The sequence below is a fragment of the Bradyrhizobium oligotrophicum S58 genome, from assembly GCF_000344805.1.
GTDB lineage: Bacteria > Pseudomonadota > Alphaproteobacteria > Rhizobiales > Xanthobacteraceae > Bradyrhizobium > Bradyrhizobium oligotrophicum.
Map to the genome: position 1 here is coordinate 8031686 of NC_020453.1, position 20405 is coordinate 8052090.

At 65.9% G+C, this 20405-nt stretch carries 19 protein-coding genes; 8 read left to right on the plus strand and 11 right to left on the minus strand.

Annotated features, from left to right (window positions below; all coding sequences use genetic code 11):
* Positions 1-99: 99 nt before the first annotated feature.
* Positions 100-825, minus strand: coding sequence for a beta-ketoacyl-ACP reductase (gene phbB, locus S58_RS34700; RefSeq protein ID WP_015670118.1), 726 nt, complete (start codon positions 823-825; stop codon positions 100-102).
* Positions 826-1090: 265 nt separating this feature from the next.
* Positions 1091-2269: an acetyl-CoA C-acetyltransferase gene (locus S58_RS34705; RefSeq protein ID WP_015670119.1), complete on the minus strand. Its 1179-nt coding sequence runs from the start codon at positions 2267-2269 to the stop codon at positions 1091-1093.
* A gap of 396 nt (positions 2270-2665) precedes the next feature.
* On the opposite strand from S58_RS34705, the gene phaR reads away from it, so the two are divergent.
* A complete protein-coding gene (gene phaR / locus S58_RS34710) occupies positions 2666-3259 on the plus strand; it encodes a polyhydroxyalkanoate synthesis repressor PhaR (RefSeq protein ID WP_015670120.1) in 594 nt (197 codons plus the stop codon).
* Between the two features lie 24 nt (positions 3260-3283).
* On the opposite strand, the gene S58_RS34715 is transcribed toward phaR, so the two are convergent.
* Positions 3284-4951 (minus strand): bifunctional diguanylate cyclase/phosphodiesterase, encoded by a 1668-nt coding sequence (locus S58_RS34715; protein WP_244440838.1) that lies wholly within the window; start codon positions 4949-4951, stop codon positions 3284-3286.
* A gap of 306 nt (positions 4952-5257) precedes the next feature.
* On the opposite strand from S58_RS34715, the gene S58_RS34720 reads away from it, so the two are divergent.
* Positions 5258-5536 (plus strand): hypothetical protein, encoded by a 279-nt coding sequence (locus tag S58_RS34720; protein WP_015670122.1) that lies wholly within the window; start codon positions 5258-5260, stop codon positions 5534-5536.
* A 30-nt stretch (positions 5537-5566) separates the two neighbouring features.
* On the opposite strand, the gene S58_RS34725 is transcribed toward S58_RS34720, so the two are convergent.
* The 3 genes from S58_RS34725 to S58_RS34735 form a co-directional block, all read right to left on the minus strand.
* Positions 5567-6292, minus strand: coding sequence for a hypothetical protein (locus tag S58_RS34725; RefSeq protein WP_015670123.1), 726 nt, complete (start codon positions 6290-6292; stop codon positions 5567-5569).
* Positions 6293-6497: 205 nt separating this feature from the next.
* A complete protein-coding gene (rpmF, locus tag S58_RS34730; RefSeq protein ID WP_006610266.1) occupies positions 6498-6680 on the minus strand; it encodes a 50S ribosomal protein L32 in 183 nt (60 codons plus the stop codon).
* Between the two features lie 180 nt (positions 6681-6860).
* Positions 6861-7532 (minus strand): transglycosylase domain-containing protein, encoded by a 672-nt coding sequence (locus S58_RS34735; protein WP_042341094.1) that lies wholly within the window; start codon positions 7530-7532, stop codon positions 6861-6863.
* Positions 7533-7728: 196 nt separating this feature from the next.
* Between S58_RS34735 and S58_RS34740 the strand changes: the two genes are divergently transcribed.
* Both S58_RS34740 and S58_RS34745 read left to right on the plus strand, forming a co-directional pair.
* Positions 7729-8652, plus strand: a complete 924-nt coding sequence (locus S58_RS34740) for a polyprenyl synthetase family protein (RefSeq protein ID WP_015670125.1) — start codon at positions 7729-7731, stop codon at positions 8650-8652.
* A gap of 9 nt (positions 8653-8661) precedes the next feature.
* Positions 8662-9357, plus strand: coding sequence for a DUF1345 domain-containing protein (locus tag S58_RS34745; RefSeq protein ID WP_015670126.1), 696 nt, complete (start codon positions 8662-8664; stop codon positions 9355-9357).
* On the opposite strand, the gene S58_RS34750 is transcribed toward S58_RS34745, so the two are convergent.
* Positions 9358-11262 (minus strand): caspase family protein, encoded by a 1905-nt coding sequence (locus S58_RS34750; protein WP_042340429.1) that lies wholly within the window; start codon positions 11260-11262, stop codon positions 9358-9360.
* A 221-nt stretch (positions 11263-11483) separates the two neighbouring features.
* Between S58_RS34750 and S58_RS34755 the strand changes: the two genes are divergently transcribed.
* Complete coding sequence (locus S58_RS34755) at positions 11484-11858, plus strand: nuclear transport factor 2 family protein (RefSeq protein WP_015670128.1); 375 nt, start codon at positions 11484-11486, stop codon at positions 11856-11858.
* 30 nt (positions 11859-11888) lie between these two features.
* Positions 11889-13496 (plus strand): Na+/H+ antiporter, encoded by a 1608-nt coding sequence (locus tag S58_RS34760; RefSeq protein ID WP_015670129.1) that lies wholly within the window; start codon positions 11889-11891, stop codon positions 13494-13496.
* 911 nt (positions 13497-14407) lie between these two features.
* Here the strand turns inward: S58_RS34760 and S58_RS34765 are convergent.
* The 4 genes from S58_RS34765 to S58_RS34780 form a co-directional block, all read right to left on the minus strand.
* On the minus strand, positions 14408-14920 hold the full coding sequence (locus S58_RS34765) for a GNAT family N-acetyltransferase (RefSeq protein ID WP_015670130.1): 513 nt from the start codon (positions 14918-14920) through the stop codon (positions 14408-14410).
* Positions 14921-15472: 552 nt separating this feature from the next.
* Positions 15473-16786, minus strand: coding sequence for a flavodoxin-dependent (E)-4-hydroxy-3-methylbut-2-enyl-diphosphate synthase (gene ispG, locus S58_RS34770; protein WP_015670131.1), 1314 nt, complete (start codon positions 16784-16786; stop codon positions 15473-15475).
* A gap of 13 nt (positions 16787-16799) precedes the next feature.
* Positions 16800-17753: a DMT family transporter gene (locus tag S58_RS34775; RefSeq protein ID WP_015670132.1), complete on the minus strand. Its 954-nt coding sequence runs from the start codon at positions 17751-17753 to the stop codon at positions 16800-16802.
* A 354-nt stretch (positions 17754-18107) separates the two neighbouring features.
* Positions 18108-18599: a Fur family transcriptional regulator gene (locus S58_RS34780; protein WP_015670133.1), complete on the minus strand. Its 492-nt coding sequence runs from the start codon at positions 18597-18599 to the stop codon at positions 18108-18110.
* Between the two features lie 175 nt (positions 18600-18774).
* On the opposite strand from S58_RS34780, the gene S58_RS34785 reads away from it, so the two are divergent.
* Both S58_RS34785 and S58_RS34790 read left to right on the plus strand, forming a co-directional pair.
* Positions 18775-19254 carry a MarR family winged helix-turn-helix transcriptional regulator gene (locus S58_RS34785; RefSeq protein ID WP_015670134.1) on the plus strand — a complete coding sequence of 160 codons (480 nt, stop codon included), beginning with the start codon at positions 18775-18777 and terminating at the stop codon, positions 19252-19254.
* Complete coding sequence (locus S58_RS34790; protein ID WP_015670135.1) at positions 19247-20404, plus strand: HlyD family secretion protein; 1158 nt, start codon at positions 19247-19249, stop codon at positions 20402-20404. The genes S58_RS34785 and S58_RS34790 overlap by 8 nt, the downstream gene beginning before the upstream one ends.
* The last annotated feature ends 1 nt before the right edge of the window (position 20405 follow it).

The window sequence follows — 20405 nt, forward strand, 5'->3', positions numbered from 1 at the left end:
CGTTATCGGACACCTCAAAGACGTGAATGCCCGCGGCGAGCGCGGGCATCACGTTTGTCTTTGCCGCAGATGCCGCCTCGGCGCAACGGCCGACGATGATCAGGCCATGTACTGGCCGCCATTGACCGACAGGGTCGAGCCGGTGATGGCGCCGGCCTCGTCGGCAGCGAGGAACACGACGGTGCGCGCGATCTCTTCGGGCTCGCCGAGCCGGCCGACCGGGATCAGCGGCAGGATGGACTTCTCGAGCACGTCCTTCGGCACGGCCTGCACCATCTCGGTGTTGATGTAGCCGGGGCAGATCACGTTGACGGTGATGCCGGCCTTGGCGGTCTCCAGCGCCAGCGCCTTGGTGAAACCGATGTCACCCGCCTTCGCGGCGGAGTAGTTGACCTGGCCGAACTGGCCCTTCTGGCCGTTGATCGAGGAGATGTTGATGATGCGGCCGAACTTGCGCGCGCGCATGCCCTCGATAACCGGACGGGTCATGTTGAACAGCGAGCCGAGGTTGGTGTTGATGACGGCGCTCCACTGTTCGAGCGTCATCTTGTGGAAGGCCCCGTCGCGGGTGATGCCCGCATTGTTGATCAGCACGTCGATCGGGCCGAGATCGGCTTCGACCTTCTTGATCCCCTCCGAGCAGGCATCGAACGAGCTGACGTCCCATTTGTAGACGGGAATGTCGGTCTCGCCCTTGAACTTCTCGGCAGCGGCATCGTTGCCGCCGTAATTCGCTGCGACCTTGTATCCTGCGGCCTTCAGCGCCTTGCTGATCGCCGCTCCGATACCGCGCGTTCCCCCCGTCACCAACGCCACACGTGCCATGTCGAATCCTTCCCTCGATGACTGCGCACGACGACAACCTCTGGATGCCGGCGTGCATTCCGTTGTTATTGGATCATGAATGGCCTTGCGGCAATGACTTCGCCGCCGAGACGTCCATGGTCGTTCGATTTTTTTAGTGATCGATTATGCGACGTGTTTGACGGACATCAAGAACAAAACGCCCGGCGAGATCGCCGGGCGTTGATCTTTAGTTGAGGCACATGCGGTTGCGAAGGCCGAACGGTTCGCAGTCACTGCCGCCTTTTTAGTCGCGTGCGACGCACAGTGCGATGCCCATGCCGCCGCCAATGCACAGCGTGGCGAGACCCTTCTTGGCGTCGCGCTTCTGCATCTCGTGCAGCAGAGTCACGAGCACACGCGCACCGGAGGCTCCGATCGGATGGCCGATCGCGATCGCGCCGCCATTGACGTTGACCTTCGCTGTATCCCAGCCGAGATCCTTGTTGACGGCGCAAGCCTGCGCCGCGAACGCCTCGTTGGCCTCGATCAGATCGAGGTCGGCAATATTCCAGCCGGCCTTCTTCAGCGCGGTGCGCGACGCCGGGATCGGGCCGGTGCCCATGATCTTCGGATCGACGCCGGCCTGGCCCCAGGACACGATCCGCGCCAGCGGCGTCTTGCCTTCCTTGGCCGCCTGCTTGGCGGTCATCAGCACCACGGCAGCGGCGCCGTCATTGATGCCAGAGGCGTTGCCGGCGGTGACGGTGCCGTCCTTCTCGAACGCCGCGCGGAGCTTGGCCATCGCCTCGATCGTGGCGCCGTGACGCGGATATTCGTCGGTGTCGACCACGGTGTCGCCCTTGCGGCCCTTGATGGTCACGGGGGCGATCTCGTCCTTGAACCTGCCGGCCTTCTGCGCCGCCTCGGCCTTGTTCTGCGATGCAACGGCGAACTCGTCCTGCTGCGCCCGCGTGATCTGATATTGCTTGGCGACGTTCTCGGCGGTGTTGCCCATGTGATAGCCGTTGAAGGCATCCCACAGGCCGTCCTTGATCATCGTGTCGACCAGGTCGAGCGAGCCCATCTTGACGCCGGCGCGCAGGTACTGCGCATGCGCCGCCATGCTCATCGACTCCTGGCCGCCGGCGACCACGATGTCGGAGTCACCATTGACGAGCGCCTGATAGCCCAGCGCGACGGAGCGCAGACCGGAGCCGCACAGCTGGTTGATGCCCCAGGCCGGGCTCTCGACCGGAATGCCGGCCCCGATGGAGGCCTGGCGCGCCGGGTTCTGGCCCTGCGCAGCGGTCAGGATCTGGCCCATGATGACCTCGGACACACGGCCGGGCTCGACCCCGGCGCGCTCCAGCGCGGCCTTGATGGCGACAGCGCCCAGCTCGTGGGCTGGAACACTGGCAAAGGCACCGTTGAAGCTTCCAACCGCGGTGCGGGCAGCGCTGACGATGACGACATCGTCTGACATGGGCATCTCCTGAGGTTCTTGATCTTGGGCGTGAAAGCTGGGCGTGAAAGCGAGGGCTTGAGAGTTTGGGCGTATTTGAAATCAAACCGAATTTTTCAGTTCACGGTCGTGCCGGCCATCCGCAAGCCTCGGTTTGGCGAGTGCAACCTTCGCCCATCATCCTGTTAACGTCGTTGCGACATGTCAATCGGCGCCGTCAGCAAATCCTGTTGCGGCGCATTCAAAATGGGATGCTTGGCCGTTTCGTAAGCAAGATTTCTGCTGCCGGATTAACCGTTCCGCACAAAACCGTAGCCGAACTCGCTCGAAAGTGATTACGTTATTGCATTGCGCAGCTCGTTTGCCCTGCGGTAGCGCCGCCGGGTTTCCCGTTCTCGGTTTGCATGTGTGAGCTCCATGGCGAAATCTGATCAACCCACCACAATCAAAAAATACGCGAACCGGCGGCTCTACAATACCGGGACGAGTACCTACGTGACCCTCGAAGACTTGGCCGCAATGGTTAAGAACGGGGAGGATTTCCTCGTCTACGACGCCAAGACCGGCGACGACATCACCCGGTCCGTGCTCGCGCAGATCATCTTCGAGCAGGAGAACAAAGCGGGCCAGAACCTGCTGCCGACCACCTTCCTCCGCCAGTTGATCCGCTTCTACGGCGACAGCATGCAGATGGTGGTGCCGAAATACCTCGAGCAGTCGATCGATACGCTGACCCGGGAGCAGGAGAAGTTCCGCAAGCAGATCGCCGACACCTTCAGCGGCACACCGTTCGCGCCTCTCGAAGAGCAGGTGCGCCGTAACATGGAGCTGTTTCAGCAGACCTTCTCGATGTTCAAGCCGTTCGCGCCTCCGGTCGCCGGGCGGCCAGAGGACAAGGCTGCCGAACCGGCTGCGACCGACGACAACATCGACGACCTGCGCCGCCAGATGAAGGACATGCAGGAGCGGCTCGACCGCATGTCGGAGCCGAAGAAGGACGAGCAGGGCTGAGGCTCGACCGCAGGCCGGCGGGGATCAACTCGCCGCCGGCAATGCCGTCTCGCCGTTCTCGATCCAGGGCCGCTCGACCGAAGCGAGGCCGATCACCCGGCCCTGGATGTAGTCACAGCCCCAGTCGCGCAGCAGCGCGACCGACGCCTCGTCCTGGACCCATTCCGCGACCGTCTTGATCTGAAGCCGTCGCGCCAGCTCGACCAACGTCTGCACGAAGGCGCGGTCATCGGCCGAGCGCACGAGATTCTGCACGAACGCGCCATCGATCTTGACGATGTCGACGCCGAGCTTGCGCAGGTTGCGGAACGAGGTGTGGCCGGCGCCGAAATCATCGATCGCGATCCGGCTGCCGAGATCCTTGAGCCGCGTCACGAAGCCGCGGAGGTCGTCGATATCCTGGATCTCGACCGTCTCGGTGATCTCCACGATCAGCCGCTCGGCAACGCCCGGATGCGCGCGCATCATGGATTCGATCGACGCCCACCAGTCCGGATCCATGGTGGTCTCGGGAGAGATGTTGAGGCTCAGGGTCACGTTCGGCGCGCTTGCGAGTTCGGCGACGACGAGCTCCAGAATGCGGTGATCGACCAGGCGGATCAGGCCGAGACGCTCGGCGACCGGCACGACATCGGGCGCCAGCAACGCGCGGCCGTCATCCTGCCGCATCCGCACCAGACATTCATAGAAGGCGGGCGCGCGCGTGTTGGCATTCACCACCGGCTCGAACGCGGTGACGATGCGACGCTCGTTGAGCGCGGTCACGATCTCGTCGGTGACGCGGATGTTGACCTTGCGCTGTGCGTCGCGCTCGACATTCGGCCGCCAGGTCGAGAACGACCCGATGCGGCGACGCTTGGCGGCATCCAGCGTTTCATGGGCCCGGTTGACCGCCTCCTCCACCGAACGGGCATGGCGCGGAACGCTAACCGCACCGATCGTCGCGGTGACGGCGACCGGACCTGACTTGGTCGGCACCACCTCGTCACGCACGGTGGCGAGGAAGCGCTCGGCGGCGACCGTCATGTCGTCCATCGTGCAGTTCTTCAGGATCAGCCCGAACTTGTTGCCTGAGAACCGCCCTAGCGTATCGCCGCCGCGCAGCCGTCCCCGGATCCGCTGGGCGATCTCCAGCACCACGCCATCGGCGACGTCGAAGCCGAACGCGTCGTTGATGCGCGCGAGGTGGTCGACGCCGATCAGCATGAAGGCGCAGGAGAAGCGGAAGCGCTGCGATTCCTCGATCACTTCGGCAAGCGCCGCCAGCAGGTGCGTGCGGTTCAATTCACCGGTCAGCGGATCGTGGCGCGACAGCTTGAGCAACTGCTCCTCACGGGCGTGCCGCTCATTGTTGATCCGCACGATGCCCTGGGCGCGCGACGGCCGCCCGTCGGGGCCCGCGAACCAGCAGCCGGTCTCCTCGACCCAGATCAGCGGCGCACTGGCGTGGGTGCGCACCCCATATTCGATCCGGTAGGGCGTGCCGCCGGCGCCGTGCAGCGGGGCGGCCTGATGCATGATCTCGGAGCGGATGCCACGGTCCGGCTCGATCAGTTTGCCGAATTCGGCGCCGTTGCAGAGCTGTGGCAGGGGCACGTCGGCAAACACGGCGCCGACGTGATCGCTCCAGACGATCACGTCGCTCGCCAGGTCCCAGACGAAGGCGGCTTGGCCAAGGGACGACAGGATCATCGAGGTCTGCGGCAAATCGGATGTCAAGATCGCCTCGTTTCGGGACACGCCGGCATGGTCCGGCGTCAATCATGGGGACGGCCGACACTCTCCGCGCGAGCGGCGGCGGCGGACTTCGCGAATCAGACTACGCATCTCTGGTTAACGGAGAGCATGCCGATGCGACGGGCGAGCGTCGGAGCCGCGTCAACCATGTTTCGATCGCGAGGAACAAGCATGCGCGGGGCGGCATCTGCCTTGCGAGGTCGACTCGCGAAAGGCTCCGGCGTCCCGTAATGTGACAATCGCGCCGGGTGTGGTGGGACGATGTTAACGATTGAGCAGAACGAGAACTCTGGCGCCTCGGACGAGACGTCCCGGTCCCAGGCACTGGTGCCCAGCGCCGGGAGCTACGACCGCCGCGCCAGCGTCATTCGCGCCGCCCGTCCCGACGCCGGCTTCGTTGCGCATCTGATCGCCACGGCCGAGCATCTGCCGCAGACGCGGCCCCTCCGGCGAGCCGCGCCCGCGGATGCACAGTCGGCCTACGCGGCAAGGCAGAGGCCACCCGCGACGGCTGGTGGCACGACCCGCGAGGTGATCTGAAACGTCAGCACTTATGGAAAGCTGGAGCCGTCAGGGCTTCGGCGTCTCGGGCGCCTTCGGCGCTTCTGAAGAGCGGTGTTCCTGCTCGCCGCGATGAGACTCCGGGTCGGCGACCTTCGGCTCTGCACCGGCAGGCCGCGGCACCGAGCGATCGAGCAGGACCGATTCGGCCACCGAGGCGGCAGCCGGCACGGCGTCCTGCGGTTCCTCGACGATGGGCGCGGGCGCGGCGACGGGGGCGGCAACAGCATCCGGCTGCGGCGCTTCGACATGGGCCGGCTCTTCGACGTGGACCGGCTCTTCGAGCGGCTCCGGCACGGGATCGGAGGCGGGCTCGGCGGTCGGCAACGGTGCGGGAGCAGGTGCAGCGACCACGGCCCGGGGCCGGCGCTTGGTGCGCAGCGAAATTCCGCTGAAGAAATCGACCATCGCCAGCAGGGTCAGCAGCAGGAAGGTCGAGTTCCCGAATTTCGGCCACATCGCGAATTCGGCCGCGGCGCCGCCGAACACCAGCAGCGACAGCAGGTGATCGGTCAGGTATTTGCCGTTCGGCTTGGCTGCCTTGATGACCTCGAGCAGCAGCAGCAGCACACCCAGCGCCAGCAGCATGTCGCCAAGCGAAATCGTCCAGACCTCGCCGGACGGAAGCTGAAGGCGCAGCAGCGTCTCGCTAAAAGCCACCCCCGGCATCAGGAAGACGATCATGTTATAGATCGCCAGCGGGATCAGCAGCAGCGGGAAACCGACCATGGACATCGGTTGAAGCCTTGGATGGCGCGGGCGAGTGCTCGGCGCGAGATCGATCTTGTCCGAAGAGAACTTAGGCGAAGAGAAGCCGACGCAAAACTCATGCGTCACGGCCCCGGCGAATCAATTCGCACGGGACCGATTTCAACCTCATCAATGGCCGAATTCGGGCCGCCTCGAAAGCGGCCTTTTCGAAAGCAGCCCTCGCGGACGATCAGGCGTCTTTCTTCTTCAGGACCTGGCGGCCCTTGTACATGCCGGTCTTGAGGTCCAGGTGGTGCGGACGACGCAGCTCGCCGGAGTCCTTGTCCTCGACATAGGTCGGCTTCTTGATCGCGTCAGCCGAGCGGCGCATGCCGCGGCGCGACGGCGAAGTTTTTCTTCTGGGGACGGCCATGTCGGTATCCTCTAGGGTATTTCGGAAGGCATCGTCCGCAGGGGGACGGCTGCAGCCATGAAGCTGGCGAGCCCGGATGCCGATCAAGGCCGCGCTTATAGAGGAAGGGGTGCGGCATGGCTAGGGCTCACCGAGGCATTTTTGGCCAAAATTCACGCCGGCCGAGCCTCATTTCCTGTCTCAGCGCCGCTCGCCCCAGCAGGTCTGCAGGCCGGAGGCCTGCGCGCGCACCATGTAGGTCGCCGACAGCCGGCGGACGCCCGGACCAGGATTGCGCGCGCTGCGCCGGACTGGATTCGGCAGGATCGACGCCATCAGCGCCGCCTCGCGCGGGCCTAGGCCGGCGGCCGAGCGGCCGAACGCGTAATTCACGCCCGCCTCGACCCCGAACTGGCCGGATGGGCCTAGCTCGGCGATGTTGAGGTAGATCTCCAGGATGCGCCGCTTGCCGAGGACGAGGTCGATCCACAGCGCCAGCGGCAGCTCCAGCGCCTTGCGGACGAAGCTGCGGCCCGGCCACAGGAACAGGTTCTTGGCGACCTGCTGGGTGATGGTCGAGCCGCCCCGGGTTACCTCTCCGTCCTCGGCATCGTCCATGACCTCGCGCAGCGCCCCCCAGTCGATGCCATGATGGCTGCAGAATTTGGCATCCTCCGCCGCCGCGACCGAGCGGGGCAGATAGGGTGATATGGCCGAGAGGTCGATCCAGCGCCGCTCGACCGGCCTGCCGGTCAGCGATCGCCACAGCATCAGGGTCGAGACCGGATGACCCATGGCATAGAACGGCGTCAGGACATAGGGCACGAGCAGCACCAGCACGACGATCAGGAGGATGGTTCTGACGGTACGCAAGGGCAGGCGTCGCTCGGGTTGGGCTGCGATGAGGGCGGACGATCGGTCGGGATTATCCGACATCTCCATGAGGTTTCCTGCTTTTTCCACCCTTGTTTCCATCCTTGCGGCCGAAAGCCGCCGCCGTCCCCGCAATTGACGAAGTCGCCGCCATCAACGATTGTCCGGCGAATTTCGTCCCTGGAGCCCTTCTTAAATGACTGCGACGGCCCTCACCGACTTCACCCAACGCCTGGACAAGACCGCCGAGGAGACCGAAGCGCTGCTCGGCGAGCTCCTGTCCGACGCCCCGATGGCCGACGAGATCATCAGGCCGAAGCGGCTGATCGAGTCGATGCGCTATTCCAGCCTGGGCGGCGGCAAGCGGCTGCGGCCATTCCTGGTGGTCGAGAGCGCCGCCGTGTTCGGCGTGCCCCGGCGGGGGGCGCTGATGGCCGGCGCGGCGCTGGAATGCATCCATTGCTATTCCCTGATCCATGACGACCTGCCGGCGATGGACAATTCCGACCTGCGCCGCGGCCGCCCCACGCTGCACAAGGCCTATGACGACGCCACCGCGATCCTGGCCGGCGACGCGCTCCTGACCATCGCCTTCGACATCATCACCCGCGACGAGATCCATCCCGATGCCGGCGTCCGCCTGGCGCTGACCCGGGCGCTCGCCCGCTGCGCCGGTGTCGGCGGCATGGCCGGCGGCCAGATCCTCGACCTCGCCGGCGAGGGCCGGTTCGGCGACCGCGACCCGGTCGACGTCGCGCGGGTGCAGCAGATGAAGACCGGCGCCCTGCTCCGCTTCGGCTGCATCGCCGGCGCCCTGCTCGGTCAGGCTTCGCCCGCCGAATACCAGGCGCTGGATGATTACGGCCGCGCGCTCGGCGAAGCCTTTCAGATCGCCGACGACCTGCTCGACGTCGAGGGCGATGCCGCTACGCTCGGCAAGCCGGCCGGCGCCGACGCCGAGCTCGGCAAGACCACCTTCGTCACCCAGCTCGGCATCGAGGGCGCCAAGCAGCGCGTTCGCGACCTGCTGGCTCGCGGTGACGCGGCGCTGTCGATCTTCGGCGCCAAGGGCGACGTGCTGCGCGCGGCCGCTCATTTCGTCGCCGAACGCAAGAGCTGAGGCGAGGCATTGGCCGGAGTCCATCCCGACGATCCGGACCTCGCCCGCTTCACGCGGCTGCCGGCTCCACTGCGCGTCGTCTATGCGCGTCCGCGCACCTTCGTCGCGCTCGGCATCGCGATCGCAGCGTTCTTCCTGCTGCCGTCAGCACTGCGGCTGATCACACGGCTGCTGCTGAGCTGGGACATCTTCACCGCGATCTACCTCGTCCTGGTCGCGCTGATGATGCTCAGATGCGAGCAGCATCATCACATTCGCCGCGACGCCATCAAGCAGGACGACGGCCGCTTCGTCATCCTGCTGGTCACCGCACTCGGCGCCTTCGCCAGCATCGCCGCGATCGTGCTCGAGCTCGGCGCCTCCAAACGCGACGCCCCCGCGCTGACGCTGTCGCTGCTCACGGTCTCGCTATCCTGGGCCGCGGTGCACACCACCTTCGCCCTGCACTACGCCCATGACTACTACCGCGGCGCCAAGCCCGGCGGCCTGCAATTCCCGAGCGGCGACAAGGACGAGCACGCCGACTATTGGGACTTCGTCTACTTCTCCTTCATCATCGGCATGACCGCCCAGGTCTCCGATGTCGGCATCACCGACAAGGTCATCCGCCGTACTGCGACCGTGCACGGCATCATCTCGTTCGTCTACAACACCGCGCTGGTCGCGTTGATGGTCAACATCGCCGCCAGCGCGATCTCGTCCTGATCAGTTGCACACCTCGACGCTGGCGTTGTTGGCCGGGCCGCCGCCGCCGCGATAGTCGAGGTGGCAGCCGGGCCGGACCGCGCGGCAGAGATAGGCGTCGCAATAGATCTGGCCCGAGGACCGCGCCGGCCGAGCTGCCTGCGCCTGCGGCTTGGCGATACCAGGGGCCATTCCGATGCCGGCACCGATGCCGCCGCCACCGACCCCCACACCGACGCCGACGCTGGGAGCGGGCAATGGCAGCCCCGGCTCGGCGGAGCGTGAACGACGGCGCGACGGCACGTCCTCGTCGTCGCGGCCGTCGCGCTTCGCGACCGGCTTCTTCTCGCGACGCTTCTCGCAGTCATTGTCGTCATTGAGGAACGAGCCCTCCGCGCAGACGATACGGGTGCAGCGGTCGCCATCCGATTTATAGCCGTGCTGGCAGACCAGCGGGCAGACGCGGGCCTGCTTGAGCTTGATCGCCTCCAGCGCATCGGCCGATGCAGCCTGGGTGTCGAGCCTGGTGCCTGCATAACGGTTGAACTGCGACAGCGAGCGGCGCGAGGCCGAACCCCAATCGCCATCGGCGTCCTCGGTGAGGCAGCCGACGCGGCGCAGCTCGAGCTGCACCGACTTGGCGAGATCGGCGGGCTGCGATGCCGGCGTCAGCGAAGCGACCTGCGGCCCCTTCTCGGGCGCGACCGGCTGCGCAGCAGGCGAGGTCGCCGCGCGCGGATTGTCAGCCGCCGCGAGCTGCTGCTCCGCGCGCTTCTTCTCCGCATCGGCGGCCTGCTGCTGCGCCAGCTGGGTGGCCTTCTCGGCCGCGATCCGCGCCTGCTCGGCCGCCCTGGCCTCGGCCTCCGCCTTGGCGAGGGTGTCCTTGCGCGCGCCCAAGGCTGCGAGCCGCGCCCGTTCGGCCTCGGTGGTGCGCGCCTTCTCGACCGCGGCAGCGCGGTTCTCCTCCGCGGTGAGCTTCTCGAGCTGGAGCTTGGCCAAGCTCGCATAGAAGCCATCGGGGTATTGAGCGAGGAACGCGTTCAACGCGCCCTTGTTGCCGACTTGCATGGCGAGCTCGTAGTCACGCCGCGTGTCGGCCTGCGGGTTCGCAACCGGGGCCGGAGCCACCGGCATCTGCGTGACCACGCGCGGCACGCCCGGCACCAGCGGCACGTCCTCTCCGCCGAGCGAGCCGTAGACGAACGGCTCCTGGCGGTTGGCCGTGGACTTCAGCACCTCGTCGCGCACGAAGCCGAACGCCTTGCGGACGTCGAGGCCGGGCGTCGCGATGTGCCGTGACAGCGCCAGGGTGAACGGCGAGTTCTTGCCGTCGCCATCCTGCGCGGTCGAGCCGGCCTTGGCGGAATAGGCGATCAGCGTGTTGGGGCTGGTCGGCTCGACCTTGGCGAGGCCGCGGCCGAGGCTGCGGGTCGCCACCGTGCGCTGCATGTTGCGGGTGAACGGATTGTCGCGGCAGGCATCGAGAATGACGAGCCGCAGCTTCTTCGCCGGCTCGACGGCAACCAGGATGCGGTCGAGCGACAGCGTCTCGTCGTAGACGTCGGTGTCACGCTCGAGCCGGGCATCGATCGGGATCAGGTAGTTCGAGCCCTCGACCTCCATGCCGTGGCCGGCGTAGTAGACCACCGCGATGTCGGCATCGCGGGCGGCATCGGCGAAATCGCGCAAGGCCCGCCTTGTCTCCCGGGCGGTGAGATCGCGCCTGTAATCCACGACGTCGAAGCCTGCGCTCTTGAAGGTCGCCGTCATCACCGCGCCGTCATTGGCGGGGTTCGTCAGCTGCGGCACGTTCTGATAGGCGGAATTGCCGATGACGAGCGCAACCCGCTTCTCTGCGAGCGCCGGATGGCCGGCCAGCAGCAGGGCTGCCGCCAGGAGAAAACCGCCCAATCGAACTGACCACATCGTACCTACCCCATAGCCCTGGGAAACATGCCCGCTCTGCCTATCAGATTGCGGGCCATTCGGCTTGTGATCGGGATCACGCAGGGTTATTCCGGAACATCCCGCTTCGGCCGCCATATTTCTGTCGACGGAGCATCGGCCGCAGTTCATGGCTTGCCAAGCTCGGTTTTGCATCGAAAATGCGATCCTTGTTTGTCCGCGGTTCCCCTAAGGAGTTGGCCATGAGCGCAGACCGTTCCACCGTCGAGGCCGTCGTGCAGGGCTATTTCGACGCGCTCTACGAGGGCGACGCCGACAAGCTCGGCGCCGTGTTCCACCCCACCGCCGACCTGCGCTGGGTCGAGAACGGCGAGCTCAAGATCCTGACCGTGCCGGACTGGCTGGCCTGGGTGCGCAAGCGCCCGTCCGCGAAGGGCGAAGGCAAGCCGCGCGAGGACTTCATCGTCACCATCGACCGTTCGGACGACAAGACCGCCTTCATCAAGGTGCGCTGCCAGCTGCCGCCGCGCTATTTCACCGATTATCTCGTGGCCATGAAGCTGAACGACGGCTGGCAGATCGTCTCCAAATCCTACCGCTACGACCTCAGGGATTGAGCCCGGCGCAGCGACGCCCGGCCCGCACCAATGGAAGCTCACTTTCAGATATTCCTGATCCTGCTGGCCGTACTGGCAGGAACCGCCCTGATCGCGCGGCGCGCCAACATCGCGCCGGCGATCCTGTTGATGCTCGCCGGCATCGGGCTCGCCTTCGTGCCGGGCATGCCGGCCTTCGCGCTGCCACCGGAGCTGGTCCTGCTGGTGGTGCTGCCGCCGCTGATCTATTCGTCGAGCGTCGCGATGAGCTGGCGCGAATTCAAGCGCAACCTGCGTCCGATCGTGCTGCTCGCGGTCGGCTGCGTGATCTTCACCGCCTCCATGGTGGCCACTGCGACCCACACCCTTCTCGGCCTGCCCTGGAGCCTCGGCTTCCTGCTCGGCGCCATCGTGGCGCCGCCCGACGTGGTGGCGCCGCTCGCCATCGCCCGCCGCCTGCATCTGCCGCGCCGGGTGATGGTGATCCTCGAAGGCGAGGGCCTCGCCAATGATGCGACGGCCCTGATCCTCTACCGTTTTGCGGTGGCTGCGATCATGACCGGCACTTTTTCCTTCCCCGTGGCCGCCGGCGAGTTCGCCGCGATCGTGGTCGGCGAGATCGCCTTCGGCATCGGTGTCGGCTGGCTGATGCTGCGCGCGCGCCATTATTCGCGCGATCCGCAGGTCGAGATCACGCTGTCCCTGCTGACGCCCTATCTGGCCTATTGGATCCCCGAGCATGTCGGCGGCTCCGGCGTGATCGCGACGGTCGCCTGTGGCCTCTATATGAGCTGGAACGGACCGTTGTGGATCTCGTCGGCGACCCGCCTGCAGGGTGTCTTCTTCTGGGACCTCGTGGTCTACCTGATCGAGGGCATGCTGTTCCTGCTGACCGGCTTCCAGATGCGGCTGATCTACGAGAAGTCGAAGGCGTTCCCGCTCGACGAAATCATGATCGCCACCGCGCTGGTGGTCGCGATCGTCGTGATCGCACGCTTCGCCTGGACGTTTCCGGCGACCATCCTGCCGCGCGTCCTGAGCCCCTCGCTGCGCGCCCGCGATCCGCTGCCGCCGTGGCAGCAGACCTTCATCATCGGCTTCACCGGCGTGCGCGGCACAGTCTCGCTCGCGACCGCGCTGGCGCTGCCGCTGACGTTGTCGAGCGGCGAGCCGTTTCCCTATCGCGACGAGATCCTGTTCGTCGCCTTTGGCGTGATCTTCTTCACCCTGATCGGGCTCGGCCTGACCTTGCCGCCGGTGGTGCGCTGGCTCGGCGTCGGGCAGGAGGGCCGCGCCGAGCATGTGCACGAGCATGAGCAGGAGATCGCCGCGCGCCGCGAGACGCTCGACCGGGCGCTGCAGTCGCTGGAGACGATGACCAATGACCGCGAGCTGTCCGACGAGGTGGTGCGGCTGCTGCGGGCCCGGCACGAGGTGCGCGCCAACCAGCTGCCGGAGTCGCTCAACCCCGACGACTACGACGCCTCCGCGCTCGGCATCGAGCTGACCCGCGAACTGATCGGCGTGGAACGCAAGACCATCCACGTCATGCTTCGCGACGGCAAGATCACCGACGAAACCCGCCGCCGCATCGAGCGCGACCTCGACCTGGAGGAAGCGAGCCTTGCCAACCGGGAATATGGCCACGTGCCGCTGTAGGCGCGGAGTTGCGGGGCGCGCCCGCGCATCATGCACACCATCATTGCGAGCGCAGCGAAGCAATCCAGAGTCCTTGCGCAGCCCTGGATTGCTTCGCTTCGCTCGCAATGACGGAGGATAGGACACGTATTTCTCTCCGCTGTCATCTCCCGCCATCATCTCTGCGTCATCGCCCGCGCAGGCGGGCGATGCAGTATTCCAGAGGCGGCACGGCTCATCACGACTGCCGCGGCGTACTGGATCACCCGCCTGCGCGGGTGATGACATCGAGAATGACGATCGCGTGCGGTCACATCATGGATATCAGACATGGGTTCGCACCCTCGCGGCCTGTTCTGCCCGAGTTATGAGTTTCTTCTCGCCCTCTCCAATCGGAGGGCGCAGGGAAGGCCGGGCCCCGACTGAGGCCCGTGGCCCGCCTGCGAAAAAAATGCAGGCGGCAGGAACCACAGGTACAGCCGGAACGACCCGGCCTTCCCCGCGCGATGGTTTTAACGGCTGCTTCGCACTCTCCCCGGGGACCGGGCTTTCTTGCCCCCGTCACCAGCGGATCATCACCGCCGGCTTGGCATCAGCATCGGGATGTCGGGACCATGCGACTTGACCGTCCGCGCCATGACGTTCGTCCGCAAGCTCTTGGAGCTCACTGCGCCACGTCGCGTCCACCACATCCCGCCTCCACGTTCGTGACGACCGCGAAGCGCCCCTCTCAGCGAGGCGGGACGTGCGGAAAGATCGTTCTGATTTGCCCGACGGCACAAGCGATTTCTTTTTTACAGAAGGACTGGACAGGCCAAATCAGCTTGAGATCGCTCGACAAATTAGCCGCTGGGCGCGGATAGATTTAGCGCGCACAACGTCGAGGGCAATGCCGCCGCTCATTTCGCCCGTCTTACGTCAAGCCAACCGCCTCACCGCTCGATCATCCAGCGCGTGACCGCCTGGTGGTAGTTCATCGGGCCGGGGACGGTCTTGTAGGTCTTCAGATAGCGGAAGCCGGCCTTCTGCAGTGCGCGGTTGGGGGCGATGTTGTAGGCGTTCGGCTCGCAGAACAGCTGCTTGAGCTGCAGCCGCTCGAAATACAAGTCGACGCTGCGGCGGACACATTCAGCGCCGAGGCCGCGGCCGCGCAGCTCCGGCTCGGTGACGTGCAGATGCATGTGGGCGCGATTGCCGAACACGATGCGGTCGCAGCTGGAGAAGCCGATCGGCCGGCCGTCGAGCCGCCAGATCACCAAGAGCGCAGCGCGCTCGGCCAGCGGCGTCGCGTACAGCGTCTTGAACAGGTTGCTCCAGACCGGCCTGGTCGGCATCCGCGTCGGATCGATGCCGATCACATCGAGCTGCTCGATGCTCGACGAATAGAAGTAGTCGATGACCAGCGCGGTCTCGGCGAGTTCCATTTCACGGATATCGAGAGTCATCGAGGCGTCCTCTTCAGCAGGCCTCAAGGTGCTGATCATGCGGGCAGCAGTGGGGCGCGGCGGCGGATCGTGCCGGTCACGGCGGCGGAGTACGGGGCGGCAGCGGCGCTGCGGGAAAATCTCAGAATGAGGCGCGCGGGACAAGCAGCCGCGGGTTGTGAGGATGGGGCTGTCTCACCCGCAACAGGGTGAGTTGTGACGACGGATGTTGCGGCCCTCTTACCTTTCCCCGCTCTTTGCGGGGAGAGGTCGGATTGCACAGCAATCCGGGTGAGGGGCATGGCACAGACGGGGCCAGATCATCGATCCGCCGGACGGGCACGACTACTGGGCTCGGATCTGGAATGTCGCAGATGTATTTGTTCAGTCCGTTGCAGAGAGCCTGCACCGCCCGTGCGGCTGCCCCTCACCCCGACCCTCTCCCCGTAAGAACGGGAAGAGCGAGCGCACCGTCGATGCGGTGGCAGGTGGGATACGATCCACTGCGCAGGCGAAAGACTGCGAACGCAGCAGCTTCCAAGATGGCGCGCCGCTGCCTGAGAGGCGCGCGCCCTACTCCGCCGCCGTCACGCTCTCGGGCGCAGTCTCAAGCGCCTTGGCGGCGCTGCCGTAGCGCTGGTCGATGTAGTCGATCACGAGCGCCTTGAAGTCGGCGGCGATGGTCGGCCCGCGCAGGGTGCGGAACTTCTTGCCGTCGACGAACACAGGCGCGGCCGGGGCCTCGCCCGTGCCGGGCAGGGAGATGCCGATATTGGCGTGCTTGGATTCGCCGGGGCCGTTGACGATGCAGCCCATGACGGCGACGTTGAGCGCTTCGACGCCCGGATATTGCGTCTTCCAGCCCGGCATCTCCTCGCGGATGAAATCCTGGATCGAGCGCGCCAGCTCCTGGAACGTGGTCGAGGTGGTGCGGCCGCAGCCCGGGCAGGCCGCAACCAGCGGCACGAAGGTGCGGAAGCCCATGGTCTGCAGCAGCTCCTGCGCGACCTGCACTTCGAGGGTGCGGTCACCGCCGGGCTCGGGCGTCAGCGAAATGCGGATGGTGTCGCCGATGCCCTGCTGCAGCAGGATGCCGAGCGCCGCCGAGGAGGCGACGATGCCCTTGGAGCCCATGCCGGCCTCGGTCAGGCCGAGATGGATGGCGTAGTCCGAGCGCGCGGCGAGATCCTGGTACACTGCGATCAGGTCCTGCACGGCCGAGACCTTGGCCGACAGGATGATGCGGTCCTTCGGCATGCCGAGTTCCTGCGCGCGCGCCGCCGACAGCAGCGCCGACTGCACCATGGCTTCGCGCATCACCGCCCGTGCATCGCGCGGGTTCGCGGAGGCGGCGTTCTCGTCCATCAGCTTGGAGAGCAGCTCCTGGTCGAGCGAGCCCCAATTGGCGCCGATGCGCACCGGCTTGCCGTATTTGTTGGCGAGCTCGATGATGGTCGAGAACTGGGTGTCGCGCTTGTCCTTGAAGCCGACATTGCCGGGATTGATGCGGTATTTGGCCAGCGCCTCAGCGCAGGCGGGATAATCGGTCAGCAGCTTGTGGCCGATATAGTGGAAGTCGCCGATCAGAGGCGTGGTGATGCCGCGCTTGTCGAGCTGCTCGCGAATGTGCGGGACAGCGGCTGCGGCCTCCTCGCGATCCACGGTGATGCGGACCATCTCCGACCCGGCGCGCGCCAGCGCTGCAACCTGGGCCACCGTGCCGTCGATATCGGCGGTGTCGGTGTTGGTCATCGACTGCACCACGATCGGCGCACCGCCGCCCACGGCGACGTTGCCGACCATGACTTTGGTGGTCTGATGCCGCGGAGCGGGTCCGGCGATATCGGACGCTGAAGTGTTCTCGGTCAGGATCTCGGGCTTGTTCATGGGCGCTCGGATATCAGGTTTTGGTGACATTCAGCAATGGATCAGTCGCGGCCAAGACCGCGCGGTTCGGGCGGTTGACGAGAAAAAGCCCAATGATCACAAGCACGGCAGCCAGGCCGAAGGCGAGCGTCAGGGCGTCATGCAGGATGAAATAGCTCGCCACCACCCCGAATAAAGGGGTGATGAAGGTAAATGCCGACAATTTGCTGGCCGAATAGGCCTTGATCAGCGCGAACCAGATCGTGAACGTGGTCCCGACCACCCAGATCGACTGGTAGGCGAGCAGCCCGATGACGAACGGACTGGGAACCTGGGTCAGCCGCTCGCCGGCGATCAGGGCCGCCGCCGCCATGATCGGAACCGAGACCGCCACCTGGTACCCCAAGGCCCGCTCCGGCGCGATGAAGCGCAGGCGACTGCCCTTGATGAACACGGTGGTGACGCCCCACAGCAGGCCACCACCGACCACCAGGAGATCTCCGAGCAGGACGCGCCCGTCGACATTGGCCTGCGGAATGCCGATCGCCAGCGCCACGCCGGTGAAGCTCATCGCCAGCCCGCCCCATTGCGCCGGGCCGAGCCGCTCACCGAGAAAGCGAAACGAGCCGAGCGCGACGAAGAACGGCGCGGTGTACAGGAATACGACCGCCCGCGACGCCGAGGTCAGCAGCAGACCCTGATAGATCAGCACGAATTCCAGGCCGAACAGCACGCCCGCCACCAGCCCGAGCATCAGCGTGCCGTCGCGCTCGAACATCCTGACGCCGCGAACCCGAGCGAAGACCAGCAGCACCGGCAGCGCGCCGAGCGAGCGGAACGTCGCCTGCAGCAGCGGCGGAATTTCCGGCAGCGCCAGTTTGATCGCGATCTGGTTGAAGGCCCAGGACAGGCAGAGCACGAGGGTCACGGCGATGGCGCCCGGGCCGAGCGGCCGGGTCGCGGCGGACAGGACAGGATTTGCGGACACGAGGACGTTGGCTCCCGGAAGTCGTTTCTTTTGACCGCAACGGGTGCGGTCGGCGTTGTCTTGGTCTGCATCATGAGGCGATCAGTGGGCCGGCAGCGGCGGTGCACCTCGCCCCGCTCTTGTCCGCCGTAGCTCGAAGAGCGAAGGCGGATGCGGGGAGAGGCCGGATTGCATCGCCAGATGCAATCCGGGTGAGGGGATACAGGTCTCACCGCGACCACTTCCCGTGCGGCTGCCCCTCACCCCAAACCCTCTCCCCGTAAGAACGGGGAGAGGGAGCGCACCGTCATTGCGGCGAGATCTCGAATACGATGGTCAGTCACACGTGTACACCTTGCGGCGCAGTGACCAAACTCATGCCGCCTTCTGGCAGTGTGCGCAGGTGCCGGTGATCTCGACCACCGAAAGCTTCGGCGTGAACCCCGATGCCGCGGCGGCGACCTTGAGGCTCTCGGCAATCGGTGCGGCCGGAACCTCGCCGACCGCGCCGCACCGCTCGCAGATCAGGAACGCCACCAGCGCCGTCTGCTCGTGGTCGTGGGCGCAGGCGAGGAAGGCGTTGCGGCTCTCGATGCGGTGCACTAGGCCGTTGGCCATCAGGAACTCGAGCGCGCGATATACCGTGATCGGTGCCGGCCGCGGTGCCACCCTGGCCAGTTCTTCGATGATCTCATAGGCCCCCAGCGGCCGGTGGCTGGACAGCAGCGCCTGCAGCACCTGGCGACGCAACGGCGTGAATTTCTGGCCGCGCTGGGCGCAGACCCGCTCGGCATGGTCGAGGGCATCGGCCGCGCAGCGGCCATGATCATGGTCCGGCGCCGGAAAGGTGGGTTTTGCAAGTGTCATTGCCGACAATCTAGCATTTTAGGCCGAAAGCGCCAAAGGCCGCGGCTGAGCCATGCGTTCAAGGGGGAGCGGGTCCGCACTCCAGCACCATCCAAAATTCATAAGCTTGCTTATTATATCGGAGGCTCATTAGAGCCAAAGCTTAGTTCCCTCCGCTCCGAATCGAGATCAGCCCATGACCCGCACGTCGGTGGACGTGAACTTCCTGTTTACGCTCGGCGAGCTGCAGCGCCTGATGCGCGCCTATGCCGACAAGGAGGCCGCGCGCTTCGGGATGACCCGCGCGCAATGGGCCGTGCTGGCCAAGGTCGAGCGCAATGAGGGGATGAAGCAGTCGGAGCTGGCCGAGCAGCTGGACATGCAGCCGATCACGCTCACGCGGCTGGTCGACAAGCTCGCCGAAGCCGGGCTGATCGAGCGCCGCGGCGACGACACCGACCGCCGCGTCAACCGGCTCTATCTGAAGAAGGCCGCCCGCCCGCTGCTCGCCAAGCTAGGCGTGCTCAAGGCCGAGCTGACCGAGACCGCCCTCCAAGGCCTCAGCCCTGAAGATGCCGAACGGCTGACGTCCCATCTCGAAGCCATCAAAGAAAACGTGAGAAACGCCCTGCAGTCGCTGTGCGACGAGCAGCGAAAGGAGCCACGCTATGGCTGAGCCCGCCCTGAAGATCGCCCCCGAACAGAAAGCCAGCCCGGATGCGGCGCCGCCTGTGGCCGCCGACGCGAAGCCGGCGCGCCCGGGCTTGCTGCGCCGCTATCGCCGCACGCTGCTGCTGGTCGTGCTGCCGGTCATCGCCGCGATCGGCGGCATCGCCCTCTATCTCAACGGCGGCCGCTACGTGACGACGGACGATGCCTATGTCGGGGCGCAGAAGGTTCTGATCACCCCCGACATCTCCGGCAAGATCGTCAAGATCGTCGTGAAGGAAGGCCAGCAGGTTCAGAAGGGCGACGAGCTGTTCGAGATCGATCCCGTGCCCTATCGCCTCGCGGTCGACCAGGCCAAGGCGGCGCTGGAGCAGGCGCGCACGAACTACGACAACCTGACCGCCAACATCAAGATCTACGGCCAGATGCTCGACCTCGCCAATCAGGGCATCGACCTGAAGCAGAAGGACGTCGAGCGCAAGCAGACCTTGGCCAAGAACAATTTCGGCTCGCAGCTCGACCTCGACAACGCCGCCAACGCCCTGGTGACCGCGAGCGCGCAGGCGCAGTTCATCAAGCAGCAGCTGTCGAACGCCAAGACGCAGCTGCTCGGCAATCCCGAGCTGCCGCTGGAGCAGTTCCCGCCTTACATCCAGGCCAAGGCCAAGCTCGACGACACCCAGCGCGACCTCGACCACACCACGTTGCGCGCGCCGATGCCGGGCATCGCCACCCAAGTGGACCAGATCCAGCTCGGCCGCTTCGTCACCGCAGGCACGCCGGTGTTCTCGGTGATCGACATCGCCAATCCCTGGGTCGACGCCAATCCGAAGGAGAGCGACTTCACCTATGTCGCGGTCGGCCAGCCGGTCGAGCTCGATGTCGACGCATTCCCGAACCACCGTTTCAAGGGCACGGTCGGCTCGTTGTCGCCGGGCACCGGCGCGCAGTTCGCGATCCTGCCGCCGCAGAATGCGAGCGGCAATTTCATCAAGGTCGTGCAGCGCGTGCCGGTCCGGATCCATTTCGACAGCAACGACAAATATGTCGCCCGGCTGAAGGCGGGCATGAGCGTCAACGTCGCCATCGACACCGGCCATCAGCGCACCCTCGCCGGCCTGCTCGGCGCGGCGCATGCGGCCGACAAGGAGGAGTAGC